The 19,003-nt window shown below is 44.5% G+C and carries 18 protein-coding genes and 1 tRNA gene; 17 read left to right on the top strand and 2 right to left on the bottom strand.

Annotated features, from left to right (window positions below; all coding sequences use genetic code 11):
• Nucleotides 1-69: 69 nt before the first annotated feature.
• Nucleotides 70-2,184 carry an amidohydrolase family protein gene (locus ACN0VI_RS07555; RefSeq protein WP_417446310.1) on the top strand — a complete coding sequence of 705 codons (2,115 nt, stop codon included), beginning with the start codon at nucleotides 70-72 and terminating at the stop codon, nucleotides 2,182-2,184.
• A 47-nt stretch (nucleotides 2,185-2,231) separates the two neighbouring features.
• Here the strand turns inward: ACN0VI_RS07555 and fdxA are convergent, their stop codons facing one another.
• Together fdxA and mutS are read right to left on the bottom strand one after the other, a co-directional pair.
• Nucleotides 2,232-2,555 carry a ferredoxin FdxA gene (gene fdxA, locus ACN0VI_RS07560; protein WP_417446311.1) on the bottom strand — a complete coding sequence of 108 codons (324 nt, stop codon included), beginning with the start codon at nucleotides 2,553-2,555 and terminating at the stop codon, nucleotides 2,232-2,234.
• Between the two features lie 40 nt (nucleotides 2,556-2,595).
• Nucleotides 2,596-5,190, bottom strand: a complete 2,595-nt coding sequence (gene mutS / locus ACN0VI_RS07565; protein ID WP_417446312.1) for a DNA mismatch repair protein MutS — start codon at nucleotides 5,188-5,190, stop codon at nucleotides 2,596-2,598.
• A 110-nt stretch (nucleotides 5,191-5,300) separates the two neighbouring features.
• On the opposite strand from mutS, the gene ACN0VI_RS07570 reads away from it, so the two are divergent.
• From ACN0VI_RS07570 to ACN0VI_RS07645, 16 genes are all read left to right on the top strand, one after another.
• The gene (locus tag ACN0VI_RS07570; RefSeq protein ID WP_417446314.1) at nucleotides 5,301-5,798 is read left to right on the top strand and encodes a CinA family protein; all 498 of its coding nucleotides are present in this window, start codon (nucleotides 5,301-5,303) and stop codon (nucleotides 5,796-5,798) included.
• A gap of 138 nt (nucleotides 5,799-5,936) precedes the next feature.
• The gene (recA, locus tag ACN0VI_RS07575) at nucleotides 5,937-6,980 is read left to right on the top strand and encodes a recombinase RecA (RefSeq protein WP_331889950.1); all 1,044 of its coding nucleotides are present in this window, start codon (nucleotides 5,937-5,939) and stop codon (nucleotides 6,978-6,980) included.
• Between the two features lie 28 nt (nucleotides 6,981-7,008).
• Nucleotides 7,009-7,479 (top strand): recombination regulator RecX, encoded by a 471-nt coding sequence (gene recX / locus ACN0VI_RS07580; protein WP_331889948.1) that lies wholly within the window; start codon nucleotides 7,009-7,011, stop codon nucleotides 7,477-7,479.
• 62 nt (nucleotides 7,480-7,541) lie between these two features.
• Nucleotides 7,542-10,175: an alanine--tRNA ligase gene (gene alaS, locus ACN0VI_RS07585; RefSeq protein WP_417446315.1), complete on the top strand. Its 2,634-nt coding sequence runs from the start codon at nucleotides 7,542-7,544 to the stop codon at nucleotides 10,173-10,175.
• A 236-nt stretch (nucleotides 10,176-10,411) separates the two neighbouring features.
• Complete coding sequence (gene csrA / locus ACN0VI_RS07590) at nucleotides 10,412-10,627, top strand: carbon storage regulator CsrA (protein WP_012801363.1); 216 nt, start codon at nucleotides 10,412-10,414, stop codon at nucleotides 10,625-10,627.
• A gap of 61 nt (nucleotides 10,628-10,688) precedes the next feature.
• Nucleotides 10,689-10,779, top strand: a tRNA-Ser gene (locus ACN0VI_RS07595).
• A 313-nt stretch (nucleotides 10,780-11,092) separates the two neighbouring features.
• A complete protein-coding gene (locus ACN0VI_RS07600) occupies nucleotides 11,093-11,704 on the top strand; it encodes a hypothetical protein (RefSeq protein ID WP_417446316.1) in 612 nt (203 codons plus the stop codon).
• 93 nt (nucleotides 11,705-11,797) lie between these two features.
• Nucleotides 11,798-12,256: a DUF6714 family protein gene (locus tag ACN0VI_RS07605; RefSeq protein ID WP_417446317.1), complete on the top strand. Its 459-nt coding sequence runs from the start codon at nucleotides 11,798-11,800 to the stop codon at nucleotides 12,254-12,256.
• Between the two features lie 100 nt (nucleotides 12,257-12,356).
• Nucleotides 12,357-12,575 (top strand): RNA-binding S4 domain-containing protein, encoded by a 219-nt coding sequence (locus tag ACN0VI_RS07610; protein WP_417446584.1) that lies wholly within the window; start codon nucleotides 12,357-12,359, stop codon nucleotides 12,573-12,575.
• Nucleotides 12,576-12,892: 317 nt separating this feature from the next.
• On the top strand, nucleotides 12,893-13,081 hold the full coding sequence (locus tag ACN0VI_RS07615; protein ID WP_417446318.1) for a hypothetical protein: 189 nt from the start codon (nucleotides 12,893-12,895) through the stop codon (nucleotides 13,079-13,081).
• A 109-nt stretch (nucleotides 13,082-13,190) separates the two neighbouring features.
• On the top strand, nucleotides 13,191-13,625 hold the full coding sequence (locus ACN0VI_RS07620; RefSeq protein ID WP_417446319.1) for a hypothetical protein: 435 nt from the start codon (nucleotides 13,191-13,193) through the stop codon (nucleotides 13,623-13,625).
• A 74-nt stretch (nucleotides 13,626-13,699) separates the two neighbouring features.
• Nucleotides 13,700-14,122 (top strand): hypothetical protein, encoded by a 423-nt coding sequence (locus tag ACN0VI_RS07625; RefSeq protein WP_417446320.1) that lies wholly within the window; start codon nucleotides 13,700-13,702, stop codon nucleotides 14,120-14,122.
• 277 nt (nucleotides 14,123-14,399) lie between these two features.
• Entirely contained in the window at nucleotides 14,400-14,984 is a 585-nt protein-coding gene (locus ACN0VI_RS07630; RefSeq protein WP_417446321.1) for a MopE-related protein, read from the top strand.
• Between the two features lie 12 nt (nucleotides 14,985-14,996).
• Complete coding sequence (locus ACN0VI_RS07635) at nucleotides 14,997-15,671, top strand: putative metal-binding motif-containing protein (RefSeq protein WP_417446322.1); 675 nt, start codon at nucleotides 14,997-14,999, stop codon at nucleotides 15,669-15,671.
• 198 nt (nucleotides 15,672-15,869) lie between these two features.
• Nucleotides 15,870-16,628 (top strand): ABC transporter ATP-binding protein, encoded by a 759-nt coding sequence (locus ACN0VI_RS07640; protein ID WP_417446323.1) that lies wholly within the window; start codon nucleotides 15,870-15,872, stop codon nucleotides 16,626-16,628.
• A 6-nt stretch (nucleotides 16,629-16,634) separates the two neighbouring features.
• Nucleotides 16,635-19,001 carry an ABC transporter permease gene (locus ACN0VI_RS07645; protein WP_417446324.1) on the top strand — a complete coding sequence of 789 codons (2,367 nt, stop codon included), beginning with the start codon at nucleotides 16,635-16,637 and terminating at the stop codon, nucleotides 18,999-19,001.
• Nucleotides 19,002-19,003: the final 2 nt, after the last annotated feature.

The raw sequence follows: 19,003 nt of genomic DNA on the forward strand, positions 1-19,003 counted from the left end.
CTTGTAGACACTGATTCGACACCTCTATAAGCTCATACAACACAACAGGTTCAATGGGGAATAATAATCATGAACACCAAAACCATCTTCAAAGTAGCCGGTATTGCACTGCTGGTTAGCCAACTCATAGCTTGCGATGATAAAAAAGATGAGCAAACATCAAGTGATGCTGCGCAGGTAAGCCAGACTAAAAACTCAGTCCAGCTTCAGGACACACAACAAGCTCCAGTCACACAGTTAACAAAGTACAACATCTACAACAAAGAAGATCAGGCTGGCTCCTTGTCTGTGCAACAGTCGGGTAATGTATATAGCAGTGATATGGAACTTGGCTGGAACAACCGCGTAGTAAAAATTGAAGAAGTCATTACTATTGATGAGCAAGGTTATATCACCAGTCAAACGGTCAAAGGTATTTCAGCGTTTGGTGCCCCAATCGATGAGTCTTTTAGTCAGAAAGGCAGTATTGCTCAATGGCAAAGCACTAATGAACAAGGCGAAGAAAAAGTTGACGGTAAAAAGTTTTATGTTTCTATGGACGGAACTGGAGTTGCTAACAGCGCACTGCTAAAAGCAATAAGCAACTCTAAAACCGGCAAAGTAGACTTGTTGCCAAGCGGTGAGGCCGGCATGATCAAGCTGGATTCCGTGACACTTAATAATGGCCAGGAAGATAAGACTGTTCATCTGATCGGTATCACAGGCTTTGGCTTCTCACCAGATTTTGCATGGTATGACGATGATTACAATTTCTTCGCTACTGATGGCGGTGGCTGGTTTGGCGTTATTCCGCAAGGATGGGGGCGCGAACATCTGGAACAGCTTCAAGAAATTCAGAAAGAAGCGGATAACCAATACCTCGAAGATTTAGCTGATAAGCTCATCCATACCTCAGAAAAACCAATTCTTGTCACTAACGCTAATTATGTGGATGTGATTTCAGGCAAGTTGGTCGAAGAGCAATCTATTCTGATTCAAGACGGTAAGATTGCGCGTATTGGTTCTGATATTCCAGCCGGCGATTACACTCAGGTTGATGCACAAGGCAAGACATTGATTCCAGGCCTTTGGGATATGCATGGTCATCTAAGTAAAAATGATGGCCTGCTTAACATGCCGGCTGGCGTCACTAATGTGCGCGACATGGGTAATACCCACGACAATATCGTAGACATTGAGCGAATGAGTGAAGCCAATGAGATCTTAGGTAGTGATGTGTATCGCTCAGGCTTTATGGATCGTGAAAGCCCTTACGCTATGAAAATGGGCAAGACAGTCGATTCATTGGAAAGCGCCATGGCTGCTGTCGATTGGTATGCAGAGAATGGCTATCCGCAAATTAAAACCTACAGCTCAATGGAGCCCGCGTGGATTGAGCCGCTAGCCAAGCATATCCACAGTAAAGGAATGCGCTTAAGTGGCCATATCCCAGCATTTATGACTGCTGAAGAGGCTGTCAATGCAGGCTTTGATGAAATTCAGCACATCAATATGATTTTCCTCAATTTCCTCGGCAAGAACATCGATACCCGTCAGCGCTTGCGCTTTACCATTCCGGGTGAAAAGGCTCATGAGCTGGATTTAGACAGCAAAGAAGTTAACGACTTCATGGCGTTGCTGAAAGAAAAGGGCACGGTAATCGATCCTACCGTTTCGGTATTCAGAAGCTTGTTATTGGGCGAGGCGGGTAAGGTTGATCCGGAAAATGCTGCTATTTATGAGCACCTACCAGTAACCGTAGCCAGGAACTTTAAAAAAGCCTGGATGGATATCAAACCTGAAGAACGTGATGCCTATAACAAGTCAGCTGATGCCATGGTCGCGATGGTCAAGAAACTTCATGACTCGGGCGTGACTATAGTTCCGGGTACTGACGGCATTGCTGGCTTTACATTGCACCGCGAATTGATTCTGTATTCCCAGGGTGGTATCTCCAACGCCGACGTTCTGAAACTAGCAACTATCACCTCAGCTGAAGTTGTTGGTAACGAAGAGAATGTAGGATCTATTGAAGAAGGCAAACAGGCAGATCTAGTCTTCATCGACGGTAACCCGCTTGAAGACATGAACGATATCCGTCAGGTCGCTTTGGTTATCAAAGGCCAAAATCTTTATAAGCCAGATGAGATCTACGAGGAAATTGGTGTTAAACCATTTACTAATTCAGTAGATTTTGAGTTGTAAGATGAGTTGTTAATGCGTATGAAAAAGCCCTCGTTTGAGGGCTTTTTTTATCTTTCCAGATGTTCCAATTTATTTGGCTTTCCATCCCATACTTCGGCGTCCGGTAACGGATCTTTCTTTTCGGTGATGTTTGGCCATTCTTCGGATAGCTCTGCATTGAGCTCAATAAAGTGTTCCATACCAGCTGGAATATCATCTTCTTCGAAGATGGCTTCGGCGGGGCACTCTGGCTCGCATAAAGCACAATCAATGCATTCGTCTGGATTAATGACCAGGAAATTTGGTCCTTCGTAGAAACAGTCTACCGGGCAGACTTCTACGCAGTCGGTATATTTACATTGAATACAGTTATCAGTTACGACGAATGCCATTAATTTCTCCTAGCTATTTTCTACGGCAAGCTAACTGCCGTTATTGTAGCGATTCTTTCAGCTTATACAATAGTTCTAGCGCCTCGCGAGGTGTCATCTCATCAAGGTTAGCAGAGTTAACAAGTTCGGCCATCGCTTCCAGTTCAGGATTAGATTGCGCTGATTCTATGAGTTCCAGTTCAATCTTTGGTAGCTCGCTTTCATGAGTGCCATGCTGCTCAAAATGCTGGAGCAAAAGACGAGCTTGTTGGATCACGGTTCTAGGCAGTCCGGCTAGTTGTGCCACTTGAATGCCGTAACTTTGGTTGGCTGGGCCAGGCTGAATCTGGTGCGAGAAGATCAGCTTTTCCTGACCACCATCCTTATGCTCTGTCGCTGAAAAATGCAGATTAACCATGGCATCCCACTGTTCCGCCTGCTGTGTCAGCTCAAAGTAGTGAGTAGCGAAGAGGGTGTAGGACTGTAACTTTTCATGGATATATTGAATCGTTGCCGACGCTAAAGCTAATCCATCAAAAGTGCTGGTACCGCGACCAATTTCGTCGAGCAGGATTAAACTGTTGCTGGTGGCATTATTTAAAATATTAGCGGTTTCGGACATTTCCACCATAAAGGTTGAACGGCCGCTGGCTAAATCATCAGATGCACCGATACGGGTAAAGATACGATCAATCGGTCCTATTTCAGCGTATTCTGCTGGGACGTAAGAACCTACATAAGCCAGTAAGGTAATCAGTGCTGTTTGGCGCATGTAGGTGGATTTACCGCCCATGTTCGGGCCGGTAATGATCAGCGAGCGTTCCTGATTATTAATGTTCAGATCATTTGGGATAAAGGGTTCTTTACTGTGAAACTCAACCACAGGGTGGCGGCCCTGTTTGATTTCAATGCCGTCCTGATTCGTTAGTGTCGGACGATTAAAGCCGAGGTTAGTGGCGCGCTCGGCGAAGCAGGCCAGCACATCAATCTCAGCTATGGCACTAGCAGTGGATTGAATTTCAGCTACGTGCTGTTGCAGCTCTTGAATAAGCTCCTCATACAGGCGCTTTTCAAGAGCCAGCGCGCGGGTCTTGCTGGTTAACACTTTCTCTTCGTATTCTTTAAGTTCAGGGGTAATAAAGCGCTCAGCATTTTTCAGGGTTTGGCGACGAATATAGTGCGCCGGGGCTTGGTGGCTTTGTGCGCGAGAAATTTCGATATAAAAGCCATGCACTTTGTTATAGCCAACTTTTAACGTATTAATTCCTGACTCTTCTTTTTCGCGTCGCTCCAGTGACAGCATGAACTCGTTGGCATCGTCAGCCAGTGAGCGTAATTCATCAAGCTCAGTATTGTAACCTTCTGCGATAACGCCGCCGTCGCGAATAACCATTGGCGGTTGTTCTACTAAAGCATGCTCCAGAAGCTGTTGAATATTAGGTAGCGGCTCAATATTGTGAGCCTGATCCAATGAGATATTGAGTTGACCGAATACATCGAGCAGTAAGGTGGCTTGCGTTAAGCCCTGTTGTAAACGTTTTAAATCGCGAGGATTAGCGCTGGCCAAAGCGATGCGGGTGACAATGCGCTCGATATCAGCAATTTCAGACAGAATCGGCTGGATAGAAACAAAGGCATGGTCATGCGTCAGATTAGCCACGCTGTCTAAACGTTTTTGCACGTTATCATGATTGCGAAGCGGGGTGTGCAACCAACGTTTCAGTAAACGCGCGCCCATCACGGTTTGAGTCGAATTCATAACCTCAAACAGTGTGTTGCTGTGACCACCTTGAATATTCTCGGTCAGTTCTAAATTACGACGGGTTGCCGGATCCAGTACCAGTTGGTCGCTGTGTTCCAGTTTCTGCAGTAAGCGAATGTGAGGCAGGTTATTAAGCTGAGTCGCCTTGGCATAATCCAGAACAGCACCTGCCGCACAGATCGCCAATTCATAATCATCACAACCAAAGGAGGCGAGACTCTGCACCGCAAAGTGGCTTAATAGCTTGTCGCGGTTTTGCTCAAAATCAAAAGCCCAGTCCGGTTGCCATTTTACGGCGGTGGTTAAACCTTGGGTAAGCTCCTGCTGATTGTCGGCCAGAATCAGTTCAGCCGGCTTGATTCGAAATAGCTCTGCCTGAAAAGCATTCTTATTTTCAAACTCTGATAACCAGAAACGGCCACTGGCCATATCCAGGCAAGCCAAACCATAATGGTTACGTTTTTTGTAGGCCGCTGCTAATAGCTTATCCGAAAGAGCATCAAGCAGGTTTTCATCATACAAGGTTCCGGGTGTGACGATACGAACCACTTTGCGATCAACTGGCCCTTTGCTGGTGGCAGGATCGCCAATCTGTTCGCAGATGGCCACTGATTCGCCAAGCTTTACGATACGAGCCAGATAAGAGTCCACCGCATGAAAGGGGACACCCGCCATGGGAATGGGCTCACCGGCAGAGCTGCCGCGTTTGGTTAATGTGATATCGAGTAATTCTGCGGCGCGCTTGGCATCGTCATAAAACAGCTCATAAAAATCACCCATCCGATAAAACAGCAGGTAATCCATATGATCCTGTTTGAGCTGCCAGTATTGGCGCATCATGGGCGTGTGTTGGTCGAGATGTTTTGGGGAAGTTTCTTGTTCTGTAATGCCCATAAATTATGTCTATTGTTATTGAAAACTTGTAGGATATAAACTTTCGCATAGCTTAACGGATCTGACGATAAAGAGGTAGGCCAAGCTTGCCTCAAAATGATAAAAAGCCTATGACAGAACATTCAAGTGATCTCGTAAAAAGAGTCGCTAACTTACTGATTGAGAAAAACCTTTTGTTAGTCACCGCCGAGTCTTGTACCGGCGGACTGATCGCTGCGACCTGCACTGAACAAGCGGGTAGCTCAAACTGGTTTGATCGTGGCTTTGTCACCTATTCCAACCAATCCAAGCAGGATATGCTCGGTGTGCCTGCTCATGTTATTGATAAATATGGCGCGGTTTCGCAGCAGGTTGTCGAGGCTATGGCGCGTGGTGCCTATATAGCGTCAGGCAGTGAAAACCGTATTGCCATTTCAGTCAGCGGCATAGCGGGGCCGGATGGCGGCACGCCAGAAAAGCCTGTTGGTACTGTTTGGGTTGGTTTATTTGACGGTAAGACTACTCACTCGCGTTTACTGCAATTATCAGGTTCTCGTTCAGATATTCGTATTGCGACATTAAATGACGTTTTAGGCAGTATGCTAGTAAGCTGGTTAAGTAGGAAATAGCTCTGGCCAGCAAAAGACAATTTCTCTAAGGGTTGTCAGCGATCACAGGTTACTTTTCGAGTGTGATTGTGGAATAATCGGGGCTTTATTTTTGAAGCGAATTTTAACTTTTCAAACGATTAGGTAGGTATCCGTAAGATGGATGACAACAAAAAGAAAGCTCTTGGTGCGGCTTTAACACAGATTGAGCGCCAGTTCGGTAAAGGCTCAATTATGCGCTTGGGTGACAACAGCGCAGCTCGAGGCATTGGAACAATTTCAACCGGTTCATTAGGGCTTGATATTGCGTTGGGCATTGGTGGCTTACCAAAAGGCCGTGTGGTTGAGATTTATGGTCCTGAATCTTCCGGTAAAACAACGTTGGCACTGCAAGCAATTGCCAGTTGCCAGAAAGATGGCGGCACAGCAGCTTTCGTTGATGCTGAGCACGCATTAGACCCGACTTATGCCGAGAAGCTTGGTGTAAACCTTGATGACCTAATCGTTTCGCAACCGGATACCGGTGAACAGGCATTGGAAATCACCGATATGCTAGTGCGCTCTGGCGCGGTCGATATCGTGGTGGTTGACTCAGTGGCAGCACTAACGCCAAAAGCTGAGATTGAAGGTGAAATGGGCGACTCGCACATGGGCTTACAGGCTCGATTGATGTCGCAGGCCTTGCGTAAATTAACCGCTAACATTAAACGTTCTAATACGCTGTGTGTCTTCATTAACCAAATCCGTATGAAGATTGGTGTTATGTTTGGTTCGCCAGAAACGACTACCGGTGGTAACGCACTGAAGTTCTATGCTTCGGTTCGTCTGGATATTCGTCGTATTGGACAGATCAAACAAGGCGACGAGATTGTCGGTAACGAAACTCGCGTCAAAGTGGTTAAGAACAAAGTGGCTCCGCCATTCAAACAGGCCGAGTTCCAGATCCTTTATGGTGAAGGCTCTTCATTAGAAGGTGAAATTCTTGACTGGGGCGTTAAGCACGATATGGTTGAAAAGTCTGGCGCCTGGTACTCATACAATGGCAACAAGATTGGCCAGGGTAAGCAGAATGTCATTCAATTTCTGAAAGATAATGTTGATATTAAGGAAGAAATTGAAGCAAAACTTCGCGCAGAGTTATTGGTTACCGCGAAAAAGCCTGCTGATGAAGCTGATGAAGATGCGCCGGAAGTTGAAGCCTAATCTTCACAGCATTTTTCCACAGTACTGAATGAAGAAAGAAAAGCCAAAACGCGATTACAAGATTATCGCGATGGACTTACTAGCACGCCGGGAACATTCCCGGCGTGAGCTTTTGGATAAGCTGAAAGTTCGTGGGTTCGAAGGCGAGGAGGTCGAAGACTATCTGGACCGACTGGCTGAACGGAACCTGCAAAGTGATCAGCGTTTCGCTAAAAGCTTTATGCGAGTCCGTACTGAAACTGGCTATGGACCGCTTCGAATTCAACAGGAGCTCAAGAAAAAGGGCATTGATGAACACCAGATCAGCTTGTTATTCGAAGAAATGGACATAGATTGGTATAAAACCGCTTTATCAATCTGGCAAAAGAAATATAATCAACTGCCCGGTAATGACCTGAAATTAAAAGCCAAACAGGCACGTTTCATGCAATACCGCGGTTTTGATTTCGACACAATCAACCGAATTTTATCTCGCACCTCAATTGAGGAAGACGAATAGCTTAACTTTCAAATAGTTAAGAAAATAAATTAAAGTATCAAATAAGGTAATAGGTTATCACCGTGAGTATGACAACTAACCAAATTCGTAACGTTTTTCTAACGTTCTTTGAAAACAAGGGCCATCACATCGTTGATAGCAGTCCCTTGATTCCTGCCAACGATCCGACATTGCTTTTTACCAATGCAGGCATGGTGCAGTTCAAAGATTGCTTTTTAGGCATTGATAAGCGTAGCTACACCCGCGCAACCTCATCACAACGCTGTGTTCGTGCCGGTGGTAAACATAACGATTTGGAAAACGTCGGTTATACCGCGCGCCACCATACCTTCTTTGAGATGCTCGGTAACTTCAGCTTTGGCGATTACTTCAAGAAAGAAGCCATTGCCTATTGCTGGGAGCTGCTGACTGAAGAATTCAAACTGCCTAAAGAAAAACTGTGGGTCACCGTTTATGAAGAAGATGATGAAGCCTTTGATATCTGGGTCAATGATATTGGCTTCCCTGCGGATCGCATCAGTCGCATTGGCGACAACAAAGGCGAGCGCTACGCGTCCGACAATTTCTGGGCGATGGGCGACACGGGTCCTTGCGGTCCTTGTACCGAAGTATTCTATGATCACGGCGAAGACATCTGGGGCGGCCCTCCGGGAACGCCTGAAGAAGACGGTGATCGGTTTATCGAAATCTGGAATCTGGTCTTCATGCAGTTTAACCGTCATAAAGACGGCACCATGGAGCGATTACCAAAACCATCGGTTGATACCGGTATGGGCCTTGAGCGTATTGCTGCAATCTTGCAAGGCGTTCACAGCAACTATGAAATCGATCTGTTCCAACACCTGATTCAATCAACCGCTGATCTGTTAAAGGTCAAAGACCTTGATAACAAATCTCTGCGCGTTATTGCCGACCATATCCGTTCTTGTGCGTTTTTAGTGCTGGATGGCATTGTGCCAAGCAACGAAGGTCGCGGTTATGTATTACGTCGTATCGTGCGTCGCGCGGTTCGTCATGGCCACCAATTGGGCGCGAAAGGCATTTTCTTTGCCAAGCTTATCCAGCCACTGCTGGATGTGATGGGCGATGCTTACCCTGGTTTGGTCGAACACAAAGAACTGATTGAAAAAGTATTGGCGAAAGAAGAAGAAGCCTTTGCTCGTACGCTGGACAAAGGGATGCAGATTCTTGATCAGGATATCGCTGAACTGGTTGCCAGCAACAATAAAACCATTTCTGGCGAAACCGTTTTCAAACTGTACGACACTTTTGGTTTCCCGCAAGATTTAACCGCGGACATCGCGCGTGAAAAAGGATTGGAAGTTGACTGGGATGGTTTCGAGAAAGCCATGAATGAGCAGCGTGAACGTGCGCGTGCAGCCAGCAACTTCGGCACTGACTACAATGACAACTTCAGCATTGATGAGCGTTCAGAATTCACAGGTTATGACTACGTCAACCAGAATGTGATCGTGACTCGACTGCTTAAAGGTGAACAGGAAGTCGAGCGTCTGGAAGAAGGCGAGAAGGGTATCGTTATTTTAGCGAAAACCCCGTTTTACGCAGAAGCAGGCGGACAGGTTGGCGATACTGGTCAGTTAATGGGCTGTGGTGCCAGCTTCAAAGTCGAAGACACCCAAAAACTGGGCGATGCGATTGCGCACATTGGCTATATGGAAAAAGGTTCGATATCCAACGAGTCGGAGCTTCAGGCCTTCGTTGATGCCGAACGTCGCCAGCACACCATGCGTAATCACTCTGCGACTCACTTATTGCATGCCGCGCTGCGCGATATTCTTGGCACTCATGTTACGCAGAAAGGTTCCTTGGTTGGCCCAGAGCGTTTACGTTTTGACTTCTCGAATCCAGAGGCAGTAACGCAAGAACAATTGCGCCAAGTTGAAGCATTGGTCAATCAGAAGATTTACGAAAACCATGCAGTCGAAGCACAAACCATGTCCATGGACGAAGCCAAAGAACATGGAGCTATGGCCCTGTTCGGAGAAAAGTATGGCGATGAAGTGCGAGTGTTGACTATGTCGCCATTCTCAATCGAGTTGTGTGGCGGTACGCACGTTAGACGCACTGGTGATATAGGCGCTTTCAAAATCTTGTCAGAGTCAGGTATCGCCGCCGGTGTTCGTCGTATCGAAGCGACCACAGGAGCCGGCGCAGTTAACTGGATGCAGTCTACAGAAGCCAGCTTGCAGTCAATTGGTAAATTACTTAAGTCAGAACCTTCGCAGGTCGCCGAGAAAGTGAATCAACTGATGGACAAGAGCCGTCAGCTGGAAAAGACCATCGAAGCGTTACAGAGCAAGTTAGCCTCATCGCAGGGCAGCGATCTTGCTAGCCAGGCCGAAGAGATTAATGGCGTTAAGTTACTGGTTACTAAATTAGAGGGTGTTGAAGCTAAAGCGCTGCGTGAAATTCAAGACCAGCTTAAAAACAAGCTCGGAAGCAGTATTGTGGTGCTAGGCATCGCTGAAGAAGACAAGGTCAGCATCATTGTCGGCGTCAGCAAAGACTTAACCGGCAAGGTCAAAGCCGGGGAGCTGGTCAACATGGTCGCCTCGCAAGTAGGCGGGAAGGGCGGTGGTCGCCCCGACATGGCGCAAGCAGGCGGTAAAGACCCTGCAGCACTGCCAGCAGCGCTAGAAAGCGTTAAGCCCTGGGTTAGCGAACGGTTGAACTAAACTAATCCCAGCAAAGGCCTGCTCCCAGGCCTTTTGCTATACAATCAAACTGTAACCGATTATCCTAGTTAAGTAACTTTGTGGGTTCTCTCACAAAAAAGTAGAGTTGGGCGTGGAATATTGATAGAATCCGTCGCTTCAACTTTGTATGTAAACTATACAGTCGATTTGTAGATGGCGAAGGAATAAGCAATGATTGCCGAGTTTCTGAGCTACAGGAAATGTAGGAGATTGGAATGTTAATCTTAACCCGTCGTGTCGGTGAGACACTTATGATTGGTGATGAAATCACCGTTACAGTATTAGGCGTTAAAGGAAACCAGGTTCGTATCGGTATCAACGCACCTAAAGAAGTTGCTGTACACCGCGAAGAAATCTATTTGCGCATTCAACATGAGAAGCAAATGGAAGGTTATCAAGGCGGTTCATCAGACGACAACGAATATTATTAAAAAAGTGGAAAAGGAGTGTTGCAATTTATCTTAAATAAGGTAACATTCCGTCCGCACTAAAGGTGAGGTGGCCGAGCGGCTGAAGGCGCTCCCCTGCTAAGGGAGTATACCCTAATCCGGTATCGAGGGTTCGAATCCCTCCCTCACCGCCATTATTAAAATTTGGACTTTTAAGTCCTAATTTTAATAATCAGATGGAAGGATGAGAACCTTTAGGTTCGACAAAATCGTCTGGAACGATTTTGAACAGCGGAACGAAGTGAAGCTGGCCCGAAGGGTAAAATACAGGATGTATTTTATAATCCCTCCCTCAAAGAATGAATTTTTCAAACCTGCTTCGGCAGGTTTTTTTATGCCTGTAATTTGTGAGCTTCAAGGGTTTAATTGACCTGATAGATGTCTCTGCCGTAAAGTCTGTCGATGAATATTTGAGCCTGAGTGGTTTATTTTAATAATGGAGTCTAAATGAGACAAATCATCATAGTTATTCTATTGCTCATATCATCGGTATGCTTTGGAACTGAAAAGAAACAACCTGATATTGATTTAGAGAAGGTTGAGAGTTTTTTATCGCGGTTATACTCAGAGCTTAAATGTCCGTCATATCCGGTATTTGGTGGAAATGGAGGAAAAGGATCGAATGCATTCGCCTGTATATATTCCTTAACTTATAACTTAGAAAAAGAAGGGATATTGTTTGCCTTTACTGCAAATTCAAAAAACCATAAACAGTTTGAGGGTTTTTTGGACATGAGCCGAAAGGAGCGAGAAGAAACCTTACTGCACGCCTTGGGATCTTTGGCAATGTATACAGGAGCACTTCCTGTGAGAGAGGGGCTTTATGTTGGGAAAATACAAAGGACCCCCATGACCCATGTTTATAATGACGAAATCCTTGATGCCAATATAAAGATCCACGATTTTGTAAGGGATAATGCGGTTGTTGGGATTCGCGTAATTGACGGTGATATGCGCTATGTGGCCTTTTTGGATTTAAACCACGATATGCACTATAAAGAGGGGATACACGCTTCGGTTTTAGATTTTGAAGCAAGACCTACAAGTGAAAGTGACTAATTAAGCGTAAGATTTGTCATCCTAGAAAAATTGTACACCTATTAACTAAACAAGCAGTAATAGGACTGGGCGTCGGCCATTTGTTGAAATGTTATGAGTAAACAGAGCATGGATTGGGTAGGAGAAGCAAAACGGTTATTCCATATGGAAAAGCCTAGGCATTTTACTGATTATAAACACTGTGATGAATGTGAAGAGCATGACCAAACACTCATCAACTCTACTATCGATACTATCAGTCTTGACGAGTTAGGGAGTCCTGGTTGGGATCCATTATGTTTTGCCACTGCAGAGGGCAAGAAATACTATATGCCGTCTCTAATACGTTTGAGTTTAGAAACAATGAATAATGAGTTCTACTTTGGTCAATTCTTGTTTCATCTTGAAGCAGACGGAAAAGGCAATGAATTGTATATGGCATGTAACTCAGAGCAACGTGAGCTCATTAAAGCTTTTGTGGAGTACGCGATATTAAATTATGCAGAACAGCTTGAAGATAACGGTTATCAAAATGAAGCTCTTAAAGTCCAAGAAATATGGTCAAATGCATAGCAATGAGCATATTAAACATTCGGTAGTCATGAATTCTATATTCGGTGTTGTCCGTTAATATGATGTAATGCCATTAATTGGTACAGAAGGGGATATTGCAGTGAAGATAGTAGAAATTACAAAAGAGCCTGTTGAGCTCTACAAAATACTAAAGTTCGAAGGTATTGTAAGTAGTGGCGGTGAGGCAAAGGCTGTAATTGATGACGGTCAGGTTTTTGTCAACGGTGAGATAGAGAAGAGAAAACGAAAGAAAATCATGTCCGGTGACGTTATTAGATATGGGAACGACGAAATCAAAGTCCTACTGAAACAATCGTAATTAATTCTGCTACTAGATTTTCAAACCTGCTTCGGCAGGTTTTTTTTATGCCTGTAATTTATCGTTTGACTTATCGCTCGATTAAAATTTAAACAATAAAGTCATTGCAATACTAAGCAACCTAACTATTATAAGGACTTATCTTTTTTCTCGATCAAGCTAATAGAAATTCTTAGAGAAGGGATACCAGAACAGAAATGTCTGGTTTAATATGGTATTAGCCGGAAAAACGGACATTGAAAATAATTAATTAAAAATCAAAAGGTTATCGGTTATTTCCGATAATATAATGTTAAATGTCTTGAGGAGTTGAGAGCATGAAGATTACTGTAGGCGAAATGAAAGAAATGCTTCAGGGATGGCCTGAAGATATGGAGCTATATTTCAATGGTCTTGACTTTTATAGGTTAAAGCAGCGTGGTGAAAAGCTATTACAGGTTGAGTTTAATCAGCTTGTGTACGAAGAAAAAGAAACCGGAAAGGTTGTCATAGATAACCTTGATTAAAGCCAGTAGACAACATTTAACAAGAAAAGGCAGCATCGCCCTGCGAGCTGGACGCGCTGACGCGCGCCGTTGCCTTGGTCGTTAGCTTTAAATTCCCAAGGAGAAAAAGTTGGAAGAATCACAAGCTTGGTTAATGAGTAATGTGTGGGGCGTGTTAATTCTTGGAGCTATAGGAAGTATAATTGGAACAATCTTTCTTTTGCTTGTAAAGAAGGTGATTACTGCACTATTTCCAGCTATCGTCAAAAAATCTAAAGAAGCATTTATTAATGCTTACCTTTGGCTAATTAAGAAATCAATAAAAGAACACTTATCGCTTTATCTGAAAACTTCACCTTCTAGACATCAGGCGTATTATGCTACTTTAGTTGCTCGACTTATAATCGGATTGTTTCTGTTTTCGTGGCTGATTTATGCAGCTATATCTACATATGGAAATGACAACTTATGGCTAACTGTAATACTTATAAGTATTTCGTTTTTAGTTGTAGGTAGTTCTTTGAGGAGTTATTTGTGTTCAATTAATGGGGTCAGAGTAAATTAATTGGATAGGTATAATGGGGTTTTGTGTTGAAATGTGCTCTGACCCCATTAACTACGGGCGTTATAGGAAATAGCATGATCCGTAAAATTATTGAAATTGTTATAGCTGGTTTAGTCGGATATGCGGGCTATTACAAGGCCTCTCTTAGTGGAGGCCCATTTGATGGCCCTTGTTCAGGGGTATGGCGTCAAATTGAAACATATTGCCTATACGATGATGCTTGGCCTGGTCTATTGGCAGTAATTTTTCCATCTATACTATTTTACTATCGAAAATCAGCAGCATTTATTTCTTTCTTAACCATTTTTTCCTTTGCCTTATATGCGTCAATAAATTATGAGTGGCTTTATTTCACAAAGCATTATTATGTGCCAAGCATCTTAGGAATTTGGGTTACATTATGGGCAGCATTTGCTGGCCTTGTTTTCATCTGCGTTATTGATAAGGTATTCGATGGCATCAATTTTGAATTTCCCTATAACAAGTCCATTCAGTAGGACGCAAAAAGCTTGGCTGCGCCTGTAAATTAATGGGGTCAGAGTCTGACTGATCCCCACAATCTTAATCCTTCAAACCTGCTCCGGCAGGTTTTTTTATGCCTTAAATTTATCAGCTTCTGTGAGGTTTAATTGACCTGGATGGTGTGTACCGTGAACCCTGCGAGCCGTAAACATCATGTATTTCGATGAAATTAGTGTGACGGTGGTTTGAGCAGGGTTAATGCATTTATGCTAGCTTTATTGGCGGGAATTAACAAACTGAGGAAAGAACAGGATGAAATCTAAGTTTTCTTGCTATCTATGCATAGTTGCAGCTTTTGCGCTTATTCTTGCGACGGGTTCTACTGATGCCGCGCAGGAAATAAAGAATGTGCAGCTAAAAGCCAAGCCAACTGTTTCGATCAACCCTAATACCATAAAGAACATCAAGAAAGTCCAAATGCTTTCTGATACTGAGTATCAGAAAAAACTGCAAGAGCATCAGAAACTACAATCTCAAGTTGTTAAACAAAAAGCGCGAGCGAATACGACTTTAGCGAGCCAAAACAATAAGTTTGATACAGCTACCTACGATTGCGATGATTCAAGACGTGACATCAATATTGGTGCTCAGGAAGTCTGTGATGGTTTAGATAATAATTGTAATGGGGATGTTGATGAAGGAGTCTCACGGACTTATTACCTTGATGCCGACTCGGATCTTTGGGGCGATGCATCTCAGGTTTATTATGCTTGCAGCCTGCCAGATGGATACTCTGAGAGGAAGGGGGACTGTAATGATCGAAGCTCGTCAATCCACCCAGGATCCGAGGATATTCCGAATAATGGCATTGATGAAAATTGCGACGGATCGAAATAAGGAGAGCGACAAATGAATAAAACACTAATATCGTTACTATCTTCGGTATGCGCTGTGAGCTTTTGGCTATTGGTTTCATTTTTGTTCGTGTCGATGCCTGTCCATGCTGATGCAGAGTCTGATGCGAAAAAGTTTTGCGCCGCATACAAAGAAAAGTCAGGTTATGGCTGTCAGGTCGAGCGTTGCCGTTGCAGTGACCGTGAAACGGAGTTAAAGCGGTGGAATCGAAAAATGAGGTTTGATATATGCGCCTGTGTTAATACAGCGGCTTATAACCTCTATCTTGAGAAAGAAGCAGCAGAGCGTAACCGAAACCGCTGTAACACCAATGCTGATTGCTCTGATGGTGTTTTCTGCAACGGTGAAGAAGTTTGCCGTACGGATGGCAGGTATCGTGTCAATTCATCTGCTGGAAACGGCACTTGCGTACCCGGGGAGCCTCCTTGCGAAAGCGGGTTATGCTTCGAAAGAGAAAAGAGTTGTAAAACACCTTGTGAAGACAAGGATGGTGATGGGTACAAAGCCATGCACTGTGGCGGTGATGATTGTGATGACAACAATCCAAATCGCAGCCCAGGTAATACTGAAGTTTGCGACTCGCAAGGCATTGATGAAGATTGTAATGCTAGAACCGTTGGCGATTTAGATGTTGATGGGGATGGATATGTTTCTATGCAGTGTCGTTAGGCTGCAAATGACTAATTAATAGTACGAATTAATTCGTCGTTCGCGTGATGCACGCAGGTCTAAATCTGTGTGTGTTGCGCGTTTCATCAACTGACATAAATCATCTAATCTCCATTCCTTTTAAAATTCTATTGATATCTCTCCGCTCGATTCTTACTATGAAATAAGGGTGTTTGTTTTTTAATCAGGGATCTGAGCTTGTCGGAAATAATATCTACTCAAGAAGAAAATCAGGATTCAGCTACCACTAAGTCGAAGCCTGTGTTGCATGCGCACAATCTAACCAAGGTCTATAAAACCGGGGAGGTTGAGGTTAAGGCGTTGGATGGCGTTGATTTTGAGGTGTTTGAGCATGAGATGGTGGTTTTGCTTGGCCAGTCGGGAAGCGGCAAATCAACGCTGCTTAATATTCTCGGAGGCCTTGACAGCGCCACGTCGGGCGAGGTGTATTTTAAAGACCGCTCGATTAGCTCAGACAGTAAAGGGCTTTTGACCGAATTCCGCCGTGAACACGTCGGTTTCGTGTTTCAGTTCTATAACTTAATTCCCAGCCTTACCGCTTTAGAGAATGTCGCTTTAGTGACCGAAATTGCTAAGAACCCCATTAAGCCGGAAGAAGCTTTGGAACTGGTTGGGCTGTTGCCTAGAAAGGACCATTTTCCGGCACAGCTGTCAGGCGGTGAACAGCAGCGGGTGGCGATTGCTCGGGCGATTGCCAAGCAACCTGAAATCTTATTGTGCGATGAGCCTACCGGTGCTCTGGATCATCAAACCGGGATTTTAGTTCTGGAAGCGATTGAACAGGTCAATCGTGAATTGGGCACTGCAACCGTTGTAATTACCCATAACACTTCTGTTGGTGGCATTGCGGATCGGGTTGTGACCCTTCGCGACGGTAAAGTTTCTGATATCCATTCTAATTCAAACCGTCTGTCTCCTAGCGAGTTAAAGTGGTGATCTGATATGCGGGCTTTGAATCTGAAGCTGTTGCGCGATTTATGGCATGTCAAAGGCCAGGTCATCGCTGTAGCTTTAGTGATTGCTTCCGGTATAGCAACGCTTAGTATGGCTTTGACCACGCTCGAATCACTGCAGAAAACCTCTGAACAATATTATTCTGATTACCAATTTGCTGATGCCTTTGTCAGTGCGGTTCGGGTTCCTAATGCGGTTAAGCAACGTCTCGAATCGATTAACGGAGTCAGCTTAGTTGAAACCCGCATCAAGAAGTTTGCCAGCCTGGATATGCCTGACTTTAATGAACCTGTAATGGGTTTGCTGACTTCCATTCCTGATCAGGGTCAGCCGAGGCTCAATCAGCTAGCCTTAAGGGAAGGGCGCTGGATTGCTCCGGGAACTTCGGATGAGGTGATTGTGAATGAGCCTTTTGCCGAGGCACACAATTTGAAGTTGGGTGACAAGCTCTCTGCTGTAATGAATGGCAAAAAGCGTTACTTCAGGATAGTCGGCATTGCGCTGAGCCCTGAATATATTTACTCAATCGCTCCGGGTTCTTTGATGCCCGATGATGCACGCTACGGAATTTTATGGTCTGGCCAAAGTTCACTGGAGGCCGCCTTTGACTTGAAAGGTGCATTTAATGATGTTGCCTTTAAGTTTGACTCGACATCCGATCATCAGGCTCTGCTGAAACAGATTGATATGGTTCTTGAGCCTTATGGCGGCAGGAACTCTTATTTGCGCGATGACCAGATTTCTTATTGGTTCGTTAATAATGAAATACAGCAGTTAAAAACCACCTCAATCATTTTCCCCGTCATTTTCCTGCTGGTATCGGCATTTCTAACGAACATGGTGTTAAGTCGGATGATCACCAATGAGCGTGAGCAAATTGGATTACTGAAAGCCTTTGGCTACAGCAACCTGCAGGTCGGCGCTCATTACTTCAAGATGGTATTGGTGATGTGCTTTGTAGGTGCCGTTATTGGGTTAGTCGCGGGCGCCTATCTTGGTCAGGCTAACACTGAAATGTATGCGGAGTTTTTCCGTTTCCCTTTACTGGTTTACGATTTTTCGTTTGTTTCTTTTATTGCCAGTTCTGGTGTTAGTGTTTTAGCGGCACTTTCTGGAATTATTGGTTCGATAGCCAGAGTGGTTCAATTGCCGCCTGCTGTCGCGATGGTTCCGCCGAGCCCTGACATTTACCACAAAAGTTTTGTCGATACGCCCTATATCAAGCATTGGCTGGATCAGCCGACCCGCATTGCTGTTCGTCAAATTATTCGTAAGCCACTGAGAGCAAGCTTTACCGTTATCGGAATTTCTTTAGCTGTGGGACTGATGGTGTTAGCCATTCAGATGTCCGATGCGATTAAGTATCTGGGAATTTCATTTTTTAATGATGCGCAACGGCAAGATATGACCATGGCCTTTTACGAAAACCAGAAACAGGAAGCACTGTATCAGGTTAAGCGGCTTCCTGGCGTCATTGATGCCGAGCCGATACGTTATGTTTCTGTGGAGTTTATTAATGGCACCAAAACCCATCGGGGCTCTATAACAGGTCTAGAGTCTGATGCGACCTTGCAGCCTATTTACGATACCTACACACAACAAGTTGTCGCATTGCCCGAAGAGGGGATGGTGATTGGCAGTATTCTGGCCGAGAAGTTGAATATAGGCGTCGGTGATCGGATATATGTTGAGTTTCTGGATAAGTCTGGTTTACAGCGAGATTACGCCGTCGTTGGAATTTTCGATACTTTTATTGGCTTGCCTGCTTATATGAACCTAAAGACGCTCAATCGCGAGCTAGGGGAAGTAGGGCAGTATTTTATGCTAAACCTTGTGGTCGACTCGCAACATTACGAGCAGCTTTATCAGGCGGTTAAGGAATCACCCGCTATTACCGCCTTAATGACCAAACAATCACTTCTGGATGCGTTTAATGAAACAGTTGCTGAGAGTATGCTGGTCTTTATGTTTATATTCATTGTGCTGTCGTCGATACTGGTATTCGGAGTTAGCTATAACATGATTCGAATATCGCTCTCCGAACGAGGGAGAGAATTGGCCACTTTACGAGTTTTGGGTTTTACTAAAGGTGAAACCTCTTATATTTTGTTATGTGAGGTGGGGTTGCTGACCTTGGTGGGTTTAGCTTTAGGCTGTTTTGTCGGATGGGGACTGACTCAGTTATTGGGTTATGCGTTTGAAACTGAATTATTCAGGATTCCGATTATCATTTATCCCCATACCTATAGCTACGCAGTCATTGTGGCCATCATTGCTTCAGTGGTGTCGGCTCTGTTTGTGGTAAAGAGAATTCAACACCTGGACCTTATCGAAGTGTTAAAAACGAAGGAATAAGT

It is taken from the genome of Kangiella sp. (assembly GCF_048265365.1).
Lineage (GTDB): Bacteria > Pseudomonadota > Gammaproteobacteria > Enterobacterales > Kangiellaceae > Kangiella.

Excerpts from the sequence above, each read along its gene's own strand:
- ACN0VI_RS07555 (WP_417446310.1), top strand. The coding sequence starts at position 70 with ATGAACACCAAAACCATCTTCAAAGTAGCCGGTATTGCACTGCTGGTT.
- fdxA (WP_417446311.1), bottom strand. The coding sequence starts at position 2,555 with ATGGCATTCGTCGTAACTGATAACTGTATTCAATGTAAATATACCGAC.
- mutS (WP_417446312.1), bottom strand. The coding sequence starts at position 5,190 with ATGGGCATTACAGAACAAGAAACTTCCCCAAAACATCTCGACCAACAC.
- ACN0VI_RS07570 (WP_417446314.1), top strand. The coding sequence starts at position 5,301 with ATGACAGAACATTCAAGTGATCTCGTAAAAAGAGTCGCTAACTTACTG.
- recA (WP_331889950.1), top strand. The coding sequence starts at position 5,937 with ATGGATGACAACAAAAAGAAAGCTCTTGGTGCGGCTTTAACACAGATT.
- recX (WP_331889948.1), top strand. The coding sequence starts at position 7,009 with ATGAAGAAAGAAAAGCCAAAACGCGATTACAAGATTATCGCGATGGAC.
- csrA (WP_012801363.1), top strand. The coding sequence starts at position 10,412 with ATGTTAATCTTAACCCGTCGTGTCGGTGAGACACTTATGATTGGTGAT.
- ACN0VI_RS07600 (WP_417446316.1), top strand. The coding sequence starts at position 11,093 with ATGAGACAAATCATCATAGTTATTCTATTGCTCATATCATCGGTATGC.
- ACN0VI_RS07605 (WP_417446317.1), top strand. The coding sequence starts at position 11,798 with ATGAGTAAACAGAGCATGGATTGGGTAGGAGAAGCAAAACGGTTATTC.
- ACN0VI_RS07615 (WP_417446318.1), top strand. The coding sequence starts at position 12,893 with ATGAAGATTACTGTAGGCGAAATGAAAGAAATGCTTCAGGGATGGCCT.
- ACN0VI_RS07625 (WP_417446320.1), top strand. The coding sequence starts at position 13,700 with ATGATCCGTAAAATTATTGAAATTGTTATAGCTGGTTTAGTCGGATAT.
- ACN0VI_RS07630 (WP_417446321.1), top strand. The coding sequence starts at position 14,400 with ATGAAATCTAAGTTTTCTTGCTATCTATGCATAGTTGCAGCTTTTGCG.
- ACN0VI_RS07635 (WP_417446322.1), top strand. The coding sequence starts at position 14,997 with ATGAATAAAACACTAATATCGTTACTATCTTCGGTATGCGCTGTGAGC.
- ACN0VI_RS07645 (WP_417446324.1), top strand. The coding sequence starts at position 16,635 with ATGCGGGCTTTGAATCTGAAGCTGTTGCGCGATTTATGGCATGTCAAA.